The organism is Sinomicrobium endophyticum (genome assembly GCF_052983315.1).
On record NZ_JBRKIS010000002.1, the window covers coordinates 60,540 to 74,518 of the forward strand.

Below are 13,979 nucleotides of genomic sequence, written 5' to 3' on the forward strand. Positions count from 1 at the left end.
TTATTTCCGGATAAAATCGGTAATAAGGTAAGAGATGAGTTTACCGGTTAAGCGTGTTTCCTTTTCATCTTCCGGCTGCGGTGCTGCTTCGCATATATGCAGGTACTGTACGTTTTTATTGTTTTTCCAGTGATGTATAAGCCTTCGTACCTGTTCCGGGGTAAACCCCGAAGGACTTATGGCACTGCTGGCAACATTACTGATGGCATCACAGTCTATTTCTATACCGTAAGGCTCTCTTTTTATAAAATTAAGAGCCTGTTCCATCTGGTAGTCCAAACTGTTTTCGGAAGAGAGTAAAAGGTCTTCCGCGGTGGCAAACCGTATATGCTCTGTTTGTTCTTCCAGCTTTTTATAAATGGATTTCGAAGTATAGTTTTTGTGCAGTCCGAAAATAAAGTAGCGCTGCAAAAAACCTTCCCGGAAGGCGTAAGAAAAACCATTGCCGCTATGTCTTCCTTCCGGCGGACGGAAATCGGTATGCGCATCTATATTAATGCTGTTCACGGGTTTACCCAGGGCAAGGGCACAACCTTTTAGTAGACCGTAACAGTTGTTATGTCCTCCGCCAACTACGATAGGTTTTTTACCTGCCAGTACAATTTTCCGGACCAGGTCGGTTACCTCTGCGTCTATTTGTGCGGTGAGCTCCCTGGCTCTTTCCGTATATGTGGTTTTTGAAGAGTCCATAGCGTCGAGCTCTTTCATCTCTTCCGAAAAATCCAGATGTCCCAGCAATAAAATTCTTTTTGCCTTGTTGTGCATGCTGTTTTGTGTGTTCAGAAGCTGTTGCAGTGCGGCATTCCATGCGTACCGGGCTCCTTTACGACCGTGATTACCAACGATACCAATATCTTCCGGAATTCCGAAAAGAACATATTTGGCCTTGGATTCCAGGAGTTGTTCTTCCAGTTCCTGTCCTTCGTTAAGCAGCCTTATCCGTTCCCCGAATTTAACTTCTCCTTTTCTTCGGGAAACGATTTTTTCCATATCCCTGAGGGTGTATAAACACAAAAAATTTCGCATATACCAGGTTTAAATCTAAAAGCAAATATGAAAATAAAAAATCTATTTGTTAAATTTATTCGTATATATATTCACTGGCCATATAACAAAAATTAAAATCAGGCGTTAACAGTTAAAAAGAAATCATTATGACTGAATCAAAGAGTAATAACGGTTTAAAAGTAATAGCTGCGTTACTTGGGGTGGCCCTCATAGGGACAATTATCTATACTTCAAGTTTGTATAGCGATAGTAAAAAGACTAAAAATGAACTCACCAATCAGAAAAACCTGGTGGTCGAAGATTTGAATAATCTGAAAGCGGATTATGACAGAGCGATCCAGGAGGGTGATTCTACAAATCAGGAGTTACTGGATGCCAGAACAAGGATAGACCAGTATATAGATTCCGTGAAAAGTATGAAGGCGGATATTTCTGCGTTGTATCGTTACAGAAGGCAGGTAAATGTTCTCACCAAGGAAAGAGAATTTCTCCTGGCTCAGAACGACTCCCTCCGTCGATCCAATGAAGTGCTGACCATGCAGAGAGACAGCACTAGGACGACATTGGAGAGGCAAGCGGAATATGCCGATTCTATCCTGACACAGAACGTTCAGCTGGCAAAAGTAGTAGACGCGGGATCGGCACTCAGCCTTTCAAAATTTTCTGTGGAAGCCGTGAAAGAACGCAACAGCGGAAAACTGGTTTCCGTAAACCGTCACCGAAGAGCAGATAAGCTTAAAATATGTTATACTGTTGCTGCAAACCGGATAGCATCTGCCGGAGATACCCAGTTTTATGTGCAGGTAACCGGACCTGGCGGGTCTGTTATGGGAGAAAATGCCGTAGCCAGTTACACACCTCCGGCGGTGAAAAGTATGTCTGAAGCCAAAAATGCAGTAGCCGATGGGGTTGCATCCATAGATGGCGATTCCGTTATTGCGGAAGAAGTAGCGGAAGAAATAGAATCTGTACAGGAGTCCGCTTCCAGGAATTTAACGTATAGTAAAATATCTAACTTTTACTACGAAAATGCCGCTCTTGATGTATGCGATTACCTAGATAAGGAAGGTGATGGCTTTGAAGGAGGTAATTACGAGGTTAAAATTTTTGACAGTAAGCTGCGGGAGTTAGGATCTTCATCTTTCGAGTTGAAATAGCATCCTGATAAAATTTATCAAAAAACCACTATCTGTATTTCGGATAGTGGTTTTTTTATGGATTTTAACCTGCTGGGCAGATCTCTTTCGCATCGTCGGGGTGAAAAAATCATTACACAGAGACCCGCAGGGAAGACACAGGACACACGGAGTGGGCTCAAAGCATAACAAAGGATACTGTGCCGTATAATTTTGTGTAACCACCGAAATCCTTATATCAATCAATTACAGGTAAAAGTCTTACCGTTAACAAGTACCTGTTCTATGGAATTACTCCCGAAGGAATAGGGAAGGAAAGAATAACTCGGCACTTCCCGCGTAATGATCAGGTTGGCTTTTTTTCCTCGTGTAATACTTCCGTGAGTATCCGACAATCCCATAGCATAAGCCCCGTTTATCGTAGCGGCATTAATGGCTTCTTCGGGGGTTATCTTCATCTTGATACATGCGGTGGCAACAACAAAATTCATATTGCCACTGGGAGTTGATCCCGGGTTATAATCGGTGGCCAGGGCTAGGGGAAGCCCGGCATCTATTATTTTACGGCCGGGAGTGTAAGGGATACTCAAAAAATAAGAACACGAAGGCAGTGCTACAGGCATGGTCTCCGATCCTTTCAATGCTTCTATGTCTTCATCCCGCATTACTTCCAGGTGATCCACGGAGAGCGCGTTGTGTTTTACCCCAACCTGGACACCACCTATGGCATTAAACTGGTTGACATGTATCTTGGGTATCATACCAAAAGCTTTTCCCGCTTCGAGAATACTTTCGGTCTCTTCTGTGGTGAAATATCCCTTTTCGCAAAATACATCTACATATTCTGCGAGACCTTTTTCCGCTATGGCAGGGATCATTTCATTGATGATGAGGTCTATATAGCCTTTCCTGTCCGATTTGTACGCTGCCGGAATCGCATGAGCTCCAAGAAAAGTGGATTTAACGGGAATGTCATAGTTTTCCCGAAGCCTTTTTATGACCCGCAGTATTTTCAACTCGGCATCCGTGCTGAGCCCGTAACCGCTTTTTATTTCAACGGCACCGGTACCCATGGCGATTACTTCTTCCAGTCGTTTTGCTGATTGCCGGTAAAGATCGTCTTCGGAAGTTTCTTCCAGTTTTTTTGCAGAGTTGAGGATACCACCACCACGGTTAGCTATTTCTTCATAAGAAAGTCCGTTGATACGGTCTGCGAATTCCTGTTCCCGGTTTCCGGCGTATACAATATGCGTGTGGCTGTCGCACCATGCCGGCAGGACCACTTTACCAGATGCATCGATAATCCTGCCTGTTGCCAAATCCGGAAGGTCCTTCATTTTTCCGTAGTCCGCTATGTTGCCGTTTTCTATAAGAAGAAAGGCGTCTTCTATTACGGGAAGGTCTTTCATTTCCGGTCCGGATACTTTCCTAACGGGGGTGTCCCTTACCTGGAGAAGTTGTTTAATATTTTTGATGAGTATGTTCACGAGTCTGTTTTTTGTGTGATAAAAGCCGTGTACTCTTTCTTTGGAGATCCTTACGTAACGGGATCTTAGGGAGATACACGGCTTTTATCCGGTTGAGATGCATGGGGTGCATCTTTACTTGCAGAGGACTACTTCAGGGAGCCCACCATATCTTCCGGTTTTACCCACTCGTCAAATTCCGCGGGGGTGAGGTACCCGAGGTTGACGGCTTCTTCTTTGAGGGTAGTTCCGTTTTTATGAGCGGTGTTGGCGATTTCCGCCGCTTTATAGTATCCTATTTTGGGGTTGAGAGCGGTAACCAGCATGAGGGAGTTGTTCACCAGTTCCTTGATCCTGGTGTGGTTTGGCTCTATCCCCGAAGCACAGTGTTCTTCAAAGCTTACACAGGCATCACCAATGAGTTGTGCGGATTGCAGGAGGTTTGCCGCCATTACCGGTTTGAAAACATTCAGTTCGTAATGTCCCTGGGTTCCACCTACAGATACGACAACATCGTTACCGATAACCTGTGCGCAAACCATGGTTAGCGCTTCACACTGTGTAGGATTTACTTTCCCGGGCATGATGGAACTTCCCGGTTCGTTGGCAGGTATGAGTATCTCCCCGATACCGGAGCGCGGTCCGGAAGCCATCATGCGTATGTCGTTTGCTATTTTATTCAGGGAAACGGCCAGTTGTTTCAGTGCACCGTGTGTTTCCACCAGGGCATCGTGCGAAGCCAGGGCCTCGAATTTGTTTTCGGCAGACTTAAACGGAATTTCGGTAAATTTCGCTATATATTCCGCTACTTTTTCCGCATATCCCTGGGGTGTATTTATCCCGGTTCCCACCGCGGTACCTCCGAGTGCCAGTTCCGAAAGGTGATCAAGAGTGTTGTTCAGGGCCTTCAGTCCGTGGTCGAGTTGCGATACGTATCCGGAAAATTCCTGCCCGAGAGTCAGTGGCGTGGCGTCCATAAGGTGTGTACGTCCTATTTTTACCACATCCCGGAATTCGGCCGATTTTTTCTTCAGCGTATCGCGGAGCCTGGTCACTCCCGGAATGGTAACTTCAATAATTTTTTTGTAAATGGCAATGTGCATCCCGGTAGGGAAGGTGTCGTTGGAAGATTGCGATTTATTTACATCGTCGTTGGGCTGAAGAGTTTTTTCGCCTTCACCTATAGTTTTCCCGGCAATCTGGTGTGCACGGTTGGCAACCACTTCATTGACATTCATATTACTCTGGGTACCGGAACCCGTTTGCCAGATGACCAGGGGAAACTGGTCGTCGTGCTTACCTTCCAGAATTTCGTTACATGCCCGGGCAATAAGGTCCCTTTTTTCTTCCGGGAGTACACCCAGTTCACAGTTGGTGTAGGCCGCTGCTTTTTTCAGGTAAGCAAACCCGTAGATGATTTCCAGTGGCATGGAGGCCGAAGGACCTATTTTAAAATTGTTTCTGGAACGTTCGGTCTGGGCTCCCCATAGCTTATCCGCAGGAACTTTAACCTCTCCCATCGTATCTTTTTCTATTCTGTATTCCATGATGTTTATTAAGATTTTACACTATCTACAAAATTACTATTTTGCCGTGTAATACCTGGTGATTTTTGATTTTTTATACAGGAAGTTTTTGGATTTAGTTCCGAAAAGCCTTCGGAGTTTCAATTAAAAACGGTACTTTTGCACTGAATTCGAAAATTTCCGGAAATTATGTTTGAATTTGACCAGTATTTAGGCTTTTTAGCATTCGCGGGTATAGCCCTTCTGGGATTCTGGTTGATGGTATTCCTTACTGCTTTTGCAATTCCTTACTGGATAAGCGGAGCGATCATGGAGATGATCAAAGAAAAACGCGAGGCTAAAAAAGCTAAGAAGATGCAGGCGTAAAAACGCACAAAAAGGGCTCCGATATCGGGCCCTTTTTTTAGTTCCGGAGTTGGGAGTCCTTTTAGTGGGGCAGTTGTAAGGTTTTGGAGTTGATGAGTTATCGTCTGGTTATAATTGCATGTCTGATCTGTCTGTCTGTAACTGTCCTTTGGCTTCGCTCTGGAACTTGTAAGTGAAAACCTCCACCCCACAACCTTACTATTGCACCATAAAGAGCGCATTTACAAACAATAGCTTACCGTTTTCCCAGAATCCCCGGAACAGGGGATTGTCTACCAGGTACACAATATTCCCTTTACCGCAGGAATGCACGCCGAAAACAAGGGTGTTCGCTATGTTTTTCTGTGCTTCGCTGCCGGCAAAACCAGATAGCGGGGTCCCGTCTTTTTCGAGGTAAAAAGCATTACCGCTTTCCAGCAGATCAAATGCACTGCTACTTTGTTTCAGGGAAAAATAAGTGCCGGGATAACCGAAAGCCAGGGGGTGGGTAGTATCTGTCTTAACTTTGTAAACGGCCCCGGTAATATTGTTTTTTACGTGGTTCCTTTCCCAGGAATTGTAAGGAACAGGCATAAAAGACGAATCTTCTTTATCTTCTGCTTCTTTTTCTTTGATCCCGAATTCCTTTTCTTCTTTAAGGGAATGGATCGCACTTCCTATTGCTATCAGTTTTCCACCGTTTTTTACCCATTCTTTTAACCGGTTTATTCTGTTTTCGTCCAGATATTTGTCATACTTTCCTTCGGGAAGTATCAGTACATCATAGGACGAAAGGTTGATCCGGTCAAAATAATCCGTATCGATTATGGTTAAGGGATATCCCAGTTGCTCCTCAAAGAAATGCCATATTTCTCCGACATTCAGCGTAGAAGCGGGAGATCCGGATAAAAGTGCTGCCTTTACGTCGGGAACCGGGCGTACATATGAGGAACCGAGATCTTTTCCTTTGGTTACGAAACCTGTGGGCGTAGCAGTGAGTTTCCGGTTGTATTGGCCGGCCGCGGAGGTTAATTTCCGGAAGAAGTCTTTGTCTCTGGTATTGTCCCTTCTCGCAATGATCAGGCTTCCTCTTTTAAAATCTTTTCCGGAAACCGTAAAAGGTTCTTCACTATACCTTACCCGGATGCCTGTTTTCAGTAGTGCCGTGAGAAACCGGGCATCTTCCATACTTTTCCAGTCGCAGACATACGCATACGCAGCTGGATCGGGAGAAAGGGAAGGAGTTTTTGTTTCGGAGGTTTTGTCATTGACGGAAACCGTGCCGCTTTCCGTAGCGATAGCATCAAGTCCGTACGCATAAGGGAGAGCCCAGGCAGTGATATCGTAGGTAAGGGAATCGTTAAGCTTGGTCCTGGGTTCAAACAATACTTTTACCAGGGTGCTTTTGGGTTGGTCTGAGGGTACAACAAGGTCACCCTCATTGGTTTTCAGACTTCCTTGTTTTCCCGTGGTATAATCATAACCTTTAACTGTTGTCTGACCGGTGAAGTGATATTTTATATTGTGCTGATCCAGCAAGCCGGTTAGGGTATTTATGCGGTCGCTGTTACCGCTAAGGACATAGTTGCGGTATTTATAATCACGACGGGCATAGAATTTTTCGAATTCGTCATTTAATTTTCGGGCGTTTTCGGAAGCTATCTCTACCGTAGATATTCCGGTAGTGTAATGATGTACCAGCCGGTCTTTGAGGGTCAGGGTATCTTTGTTGGAAGTAATGACACCCAGTCCGGCCCTGCCGCTGCCTCCCTGTTCATAGGTCATGCCTATGCTGCCGTTGTACATAGGGTAGGTGTCCCCGTAACTGGGATAGAGCAGGTCAAATACTTCTTTGGTGAAATAAAGCCATCCCTCCGCATCGAAATAAGCGGCGTGATTTTTTCCTATGGCTACCTGGAAATCCTTTTGCCAGTCCGTAATAACCTCGTGCAGAGGCTCTGCTCCCGGTGCGAAGTAATAGGGGGCGTCCATTCCCTGTTCGTGAAAATCGGCATGTACGTGCGGAAGCCATTGATTGAAGATGGCAACCCGTTGCCTGCTCTCTTTTTGGGTGAGCCATGCCCAGTCCCTGTTGAGGTCGAACATATAATGATTGGGCCGCCCGTTGAGCCAGGGCTCGTGATGTTCCTTGCTGTCCGGGTTTACATTATTGGGAAAGTTTACATTCTGATTATACCAGTTCACATAACGGTCCCTTCCGTCCGGATTCACACAAGGGTCGAGGATAACCACCGTATTGTTCAGTAATTCCTGCTTTTGGGTAATGAGATCATAAGTAGTTTGCATGGAGGCTTCGGTACTTACACTTTCATTACCGTGTACGTTGTAGCTGAGCCATACGATAGCTTTGTCATTTCCCGATTTTCCTTCCAGAGATTTGTAATGTTCGGTACGGATAGACTCCAGGTTATTGATATTGGCAGGGGAAGAAATATAGCAAAGAATGAGCTCCCGGTGTTCATAAGTTTCGCCGTAGGTCTGCAGTTTTATCCTGTCGGGGGCAGCTTCCGCCAGGTGCCTGTAATATTCCACCACCCGAGAATGACGGGTAAAGCGGGTTCCGGGTTCATAGCCCAGGAATTCCGCGGGAGATTTCAGTTCCTGTGCGGTGCTTAGGGAGGAAAAGAGGACAAAAAGGCAGAAGTGCGTAAAGCGGGAGAAAAGCCGGTAGATATTCATGTTTGTTTAACTGTTTTTTCTTGCCCCTGAGTGGCATGCATATAAACGAAAATAGCCTTTTTTCCCCAAAGTTCATCGCCCGGCCTGCAAAAATGTTACTTTTTACGGATCAGGCAGAAATTTGTATTAAAAATGCTTCTTTTATATTTTTCAGGGAGGAAAATATAATTTGTCAGATTAAGACTGTCCGCAGGTTGGCTGTTATTTTTTTATCATAATAGATCATCCCTTTTTTGTGGAAATGTAAATATGATGTTAAAGCATCGGCTAAGGGAAAGAAACGTGCCTATTATATATACTTTTGCACCTTCCCGTTACAAAATTCCGGTTCATCCACAATTTATTTCTGAAATGACAAAGAAACAACAGCAGGTTTTAATTGTTATACTGGGCTTTATTGCTGCTTTAGGGCCTTTTTCCATAGATATGTACCTTCCGGGCTTTCCGGCTATTGCGGAGGATCTGAAGACGGATGATGCACATGTATCCCTGACACTGACCACCTATTTTATAGGTATATCGGTGGGGCAACTCATATATGGCCCGTTGCTGGACCGTTTCGGACGCAAGAAACCTTTACTGATAGGTCTTGCGATCTATGCATTTGCCGCTATAGGTTGTGCGTTGTCGCAGAATATCTGGTGGCTTATAGGGATGCGGCTTATTCTGGCACTCGGCGGATGTGCGGGTATGGTGGCTTATAGTGCCATTATCCGCGATCGTTTTCCGTTGGATGAAGTAGCTAAGGCCTTTTCTTCCATATTGCTGGTAATGGGAGTGGCTCCCGTACTGGCCCCGACCCTGGGAGGAATTTTTACAGGGGCTTTCGGATGGCGCTCCATTTTTGTTTTTCTCTTTGTTATTGCCGTCATCCTTATGGTAGTTATCCGTTTCTTTCTGGAAGAGAGCAAAGGACAGGATACAGAAGTGTCGTTAAGACCGGAAAAAATAGCAGGTAATTATATTTCGGTACTGAGCAATAACGATTTTATTCTCTACGGCCTTTCCGGTAGTATTGCTATGGCCATAATGTTTGCCTATGTTTCCGGGATACCGTTTGTGTTGATGAAACTCTACGGGGTATCCGAATCTACTTTCGGATGGATGTTCGGGATGAATGCCTGCGGTTTTATTGCGGGGAGCCAGTGCAACAGGTATCTTCTGAACCGTTTTGACGTGGTGGAACTGACCCGGAAAACTTCTTTCATACAGCTTATCCTTACGGTGATCTTTCTCATAGGAGTATGGCGGTTTGAACTCCCGTTACCGGTCTTTGCCGGACTTTTGTTCTGTATACTATTCCTCCTGGGCTTTATAAATCCCAATTCCACCGCATTGTCTCTCAGACCCTTTTCAAATAATATAGGATCGGCATCGGCGATGAATGGCAGTCTTAAAATGGGAGCGGGAGCCGCTGTTTCCGCGCTGATGGGAGTGATGCATGACGGCACAAAGTTTCCTATGGTACTGCTGATATTCCTGATGTCCTTTATTTCTTTCATGCTATTGCTTGTGACAGGAAAAAAATCCGGGCAGGTTTTTCGGTTTCGTAAAAAGGTATATGAGTGACAAAAATGACAAAAGTTTAGACGGGTTCATTGTCATATACATGAAACGCCAAAATAAAACCCTGTACCATCAAGTGATACAGGGTCTTTCAACTAACCAACCAAAATATGAAAAAAACTAACTAACCGTTTAATCTGTTTGATTAATTTCAAATAGCGTGCCAAATTCGGTAAAAGAGAATATGGAAAGGGTTAAATTCCTGTTAACGGGATAAATAAATGAGACGCACGGCCGTGCGTCTCTATATTGAAAATATGAATATTGCGGTTTCAGGAAAGATCATCAACCCTCAGGGATAATTTCTCCCTTAGGTATTGTGCCGTAAACGATTCTTTGTTTTTGGCGATCTCTTCCGGGATACCTTCGGCAATGACGGTACCACCTTTTTCTCCACCGCCCGGACCGAGATCAATAATATAGTCCGCACATTTTATCAGTTCCAGGTTGTGTTCTACCACAACTACGGAATGTCCCTTTTCTATAAGCGCATTAAAGGAAGCGAGCAGTTTTTTGATATCGTGAAAATGCAGTCCCGTGGTAGGTTCGTCAAATATAAACAGGGTTTTTTCATCGGTGTTGCCTTTAGAGAGAAACGAAGCCAGCTTTATCCGTTGCGCTTCTCCCCCGGAAAGTGTGGAGGAAGATTGTCCCAGGGTAACATACCCCAGTCCCACATCCTGTAAAGGCTGTAGTTTATTGATGATCTTTTTCTGTTTGTGTTCCCCGAAAAAGTCGATGGCGTCATCTATGGTAAGGGTCAGCACATCATTGATATTTTTTCCTTCGAAGGTCACTTCGAGTATTTCTTTTTTGAAGCGTTTGCCTTTACAGGTTTCACAGGGCAATACCACATCGGCCATAAACTGCATTTCTATGGTTACTTCGCCTTCTCCTTTACAGGTTTCACAACGTCCGCCATCCACGTTAAAAGAGAAGTGTTTGGGCTGATATCCCCTCATTTTGGCCAATTTCTGGGAAGTGAACAGGGCCCGGATATCGTCATAGGCCTTGATATAAGTAACCGGGTTGGACCTGGAAGATCTCCCTATGGGGTTCTGGTTGACAAATTCTACGGACTTCAGGGAACTGTAATTTCCCTCAACAGCAGTATATTTCCCGGCTTTTTCTCCGTATCCGCCGGTTTCTTTAAGGATCACCGGGTAGAGGATTTTCTTTACCAGCGAGCTTTTTCCGCTTCCGGATACCCCGGTAACCACGGTAAGCATGTTCAGTGGAAAAGTGACATCTATATTTTTGAGATTGTTTTCCCTGGCCCCTTTGATATGGACATAATTTTTGGAAGTCCGTCTTTTTTTAGGGACTTCTATCTGTTTTCTTTCGCTGAGGTAATCGCCGGTAAGCGTATGGGCTTTAAGTATTTCGTCATAAGTACCCGTGGCCACGACTTCTCCTCCGAGTGTACCGGCTTCCGGACCGATATCCAGAATAGTGTCGGCGGCTTTCATAATATCCTCGTCATGTTCCACCACAATAACCGTATTGCCCAGGTCGCGGAGCGATTGCAGTACGGATATGAGCTTTTCGGTATCTTTGGGGTGCAGTCCTATACTGGGCTCATCCAGGATATACATAGACCCTACCAGGCTACTCCCCAGGGAAGTGGCCAGGTTGATACGCTGCGATTCCCCACCGGAAAGGGAATTGGATTTACGGTTGAGGGTAAGGTATTCCAATCCAACATTCGAAAGGAACAGCAAGCGGTTGTTTATTTCTTTAAGCAATCTTCCGGCTACTTTCTGTTCGTATTCCGTAAGGGTTATATCTTTGAAGAAATCCGCAAGGCGGTGCAGAGGTATTTCCACCAGTTCGGATATGGTTTTATCATCTACTTTTACATAATCGGCCTCTTTTCGCAGTCTTTTCCCTTTGCATTCCGGGCATTTTGTTTTTCCGCGATACCTGGAGAGCATCACCCGGTTTTGTATTTTATAATTCTTTTCTTCCAGTTCCGCAAAAAAATCATGGAGTCCGGTAAAATAGGAATTTCCGTCCCAAACCAATTGTTTTTGTTCCTCGGTAAGTTCAAACCAGGGTTTGTGGATGGGAAAATCGAACTTATAGGCATTGTTGACCAGTTGATCCCTGTACCAGCCCATGCTTTCACCTCTCCAGGGGAAGATGGCATTCTCGTATACGGATAAGCCCGAATTGGGTATCACCAGGTCTTCGTCTATACCTATTATGTCTCCGTACCCTTCACATTTCGGGCAGGCGCCGAAAGGGTTGTTAAAACTGAACAGGTGTATGTTAGGTTCTAGGAACTGAATATTGTCCCTTTCGAATTTGTTGCTGAAATTCGTTTGCTCTCCGGTTGCTATTTCTTCAATAATACACTGGCCTTTTCCTTCGAAAAAAGAAGTTTCCACAGCATCGGAGAGACGGTTTATGAAATCTTCGTCATCCGGCCTGGTTATGATCCTGTCTACCACCAGGTAAAAATCCGGCTCTATTTCTTCCTCGATTTCATCGATACGGATTATCTCACCGCGGTATTTTATACGTGCGTAGCCCTGTTGTGCCAGTATTTTGACGTTTTCCAATGCACTGCGGTGGTCCGGTATATGTACCGGAGATAAAAGCAATAGTCTGCTGCCGGGTTCGTAGCTGTTTACGAAATCCACTACATCAGTAACGGTGTTCTTTTTTACTTCTTCCCCGGATACGGGAGAAAATGTTCTGCCTATACGGGCATAAAGCAGTTTCAGGTAGTCGTATATCTCCGTAGTGGTACCTACGGTAGAACGCGGATTGGTGGAATTTACTTTTTGTTCGATGGCTATGGCCGGGGCTATCCCACGGATATAATCGACTTTAGGTTTGTCCAGCCTGCCCAGAAATTGCCGGGCATAGGAGGAAAGGCTTTCCACATATCTGCGCTGCCCTTCGGCATAAAGGGTATCAAAAGCAAGGCTGGACTTACCGGAACCGGAAAGTCCGGTTATGACAACCAGCTTATTTCGGGGAATAGCGGCATCCAGGTTCTTCAGGTTGTGGAGCCGGGCACCTTTAATAAGTATATTCTGTTTAGGGCTTAATAGGGATATGTCCGTCATAGCTTAAAAAGGAAAAATACAAAGATAAAGGATAATAAAACAACTGAAAAGCCTGTTTTACTTTTTGACTGTTATCCTGGCATATTACCCGGTTTAATGGGATTTAAGCCACTTTGAAACCATGTTGCACGTTTGGCAATTTGTAGAAAATTCAATTTAATATTTGCATTTAATTAAGGAATGTTATTATATTTGGCCAGCTAAACGTTAAAAAAACATCGCATAGGCCATAAAATTACTTTTGAGAACTGAAAAATAGAATATGGCATTTTCCCTTATGGGAAGTGCATCACTTTCGATTAAAAAGTAATAAATTATGGAGCAACTTCTTCAGGATTCTGCTTTGGTAGAACAATATTTGTGTGGTGATGAAAAGGCGTTAGAGGCACTTATCAACCGTCATTCCCAAAGAGTTTACAGTTTTATTTTTTCCAAAGTATTCGATAAGGATATCGCAGAGGATATTTTCCAGGATACTTTCATAAAAGTGATACGAACCCTGAAAAGAGGAGCGTATAATGAGGAAGGAAAGTTTCTTCCCTGGGTAATGCGTATAGCGCATAACCTGATTATAGACCATTTCAGGAAAAATATGCGAATGCCCAAATTTGAGGGGAATGATGATTTTAACATCTTTTCAGTGATAAGCGATAACACACTGAATGTGGAAAGGCAGATCATCAAAGACCAGGTGGAAGACGATGTGCGGAACCTTATAAAAGAACTTCCGACAGACCAGCAGGAGGTACTGATCATGCGTATGTACAAGGATATGAGCTTTAAGGAAATTTCCGAGATCACCGGGGTAAGTATAAACACTGCTTTGGGGAGAATGCGCTATGCGATTATCAATCTCCGGAAAATCGTGGAAAAAAATAACATAGTTTTAACAAACCAGTAATGCAATATTAGAGGTTTTGCCACGTTTTTAAAAAAACAACCCTGAAATTTTATAAACGGCATGGCAAATCTTTACACCAAGAAATCAGCGGATTATAAGAAAATCGGACCTAAGCGGGAAACCATTAATTTCCTGCTCAATTATTCCAAAGCACTTCGTGTTGTGGATTATGAGGAAATACAGTTCGAGACTCTGCTGAACTGAACACGTAGTTATAGAGAAACCGTTTTTTAAAGAAAACCTCTTCCGGCGAT

10 protein-coding genes are annotated in these 13,979 nt (G+C 44.3%); 5 read left to right on the top strand and 5 right to left on the bottom strand.

The features are described from left to right. On the bottom strand, positions 1 to 1,026 hold the full coding sequence (locus ACVBDU_RS00515) for a formimidoylglutamase (protein WP_447177824.1): 1,026 nt from the start codon (positions 1,024 to 1,026) through the stop codon (positions 1 to 3). Between the two features lie 128 nt (positions 1,027 to 1,154). On the opposite strand from ACVBDU_RS00515, the gene ACVBDU_RS00520 reads away from it, so the two are divergent. Next, complete coding sequence (locus ACVBDU_RS00520; protein ID WP_447177825.1) at positions 1,155 to 2,165, top strand: DUF8428 domain-containing protein; 1,011 nt, start codon at positions 1,155 to 1,157, stop codon at positions 2,163 to 2,165. 221 nt (positions 2,166 to 2,386) lie between these two features. Here ACVBDU_RS00520 and hutI read toward each other — a convergent pair whose 3' ends face one another. Beyond that, complete coding sequence (hutI, locus tag ACVBDU_RS00525; RefSeq protein WP_447177826.1) at positions 2,387 to 3,631, bottom strand: imidazolonepropionase; 1,245 nt, start codon at positions 3,629 to 3,631, stop codon at positions 2,387 to 2,389. Between the two features lie 128 nt (positions 3,632 to 3,759). Then, positions 3,760 to 5,157, bottom strand: a complete 1,398-nt coding sequence (gene fumC / locus ACVBDU_RS00530; RefSeq protein ID WP_447177827.1) for a class II fumarate hydratase — start codon at positions 5,155 to 5,157, stop codon at positions 3,760 to 3,762. A 168-nt stretch (positions 5,158 to 5,325) separates the two neighbouring features. On the opposite strand from fumC, the gene ACVBDU_RS00535 reads away from it, so the two are divergent. Further along, complete coding sequence (locus ACVBDU_RS00535; RefSeq protein ID WP_175545744.1) at positions 5,326 to 5,502, top strand: hypothetical protein; 177 nt, start codon at positions 5,326 to 5,328, stop codon at positions 5,500 to 5,502. Between the two features lie 198 nt (positions 5,503 to 5,700). On the opposite strand, the gene ACVBDU_RS00540 is transcribed toward ACVBDU_RS00535, so the two are convergent. Further along, the gene (locus ACVBDU_RS00540; protein WP_447177828.1) at positions 5,701 to 8,181 is read right to left on the bottom strand and encodes a M14 family metallopeptidase; all 2,481 of its coding nucleotides are present in this window, start codon (positions 8,179 to 8,181) and stop codon (positions 5,701 to 5,703) included. A gap of 351 nt (positions 8,182 to 8,532) precedes the next feature. Between ACVBDU_RS00540 and ACVBDU_RS00545 the strand changes: the two genes are divergently transcribed. Then, entirely contained in the window at positions 8,533 to 9,750 is a 1,218-nt protein-coding gene (locus ACVBDU_RS00545; RefSeq protein WP_447177829.1) for a multidrug effflux MFS transporter, read from the top strand. Between the two features lie 269 nt (positions 9,751 to 10,019). Here the strand turns inward: ACVBDU_RS00545 and uvrA are convergent, their stop codons facing one another. Next, positions 10,020 to 12,824, bottom strand: a complete 2,805-nt coding sequence (gene uvrA / locus ACVBDU_RS00550; RefSeq protein WP_447177830.1) for an excinuclease ABC subunit UvrA — start codon at positions 12,822 to 12,824, stop codon at positions 10,020 to 10,022. 316 nt (positions 12,825 to 13,140) lie between these two features. Between uvrA and ACVBDU_RS00555 the strand changes: the two genes are divergently transcribed. Together ACVBDU_RS00555 and ACVBDU_RS00560 are read left to right on the top strand one after the other, a co-directional pair. Continuing rightward, entirely contained in the window at positions 13,141 to 13,725 is a 585-nt protein-coding gene (locus ACVBDU_RS00555; RefSeq protein WP_447177831.1) for an RNA polymerase sigma factor, read from the top strand. Between the two features lie 60 nt (positions 13,726 to 13,785). Continuing rightward, on the top strand, positions 13,786 to 13,929 hold the full coding sequence (locus ACVBDU_RS00560; protein ID WP_170164588.1) for a hypothetical protein: 144 nt from the start codon (positions 13,786 to 13,788) through the stop codon (positions 13,927 to 13,929). The last annotated feature ends 50 nt before the right edge of the window (positions 13,930 to 13,979 follow it).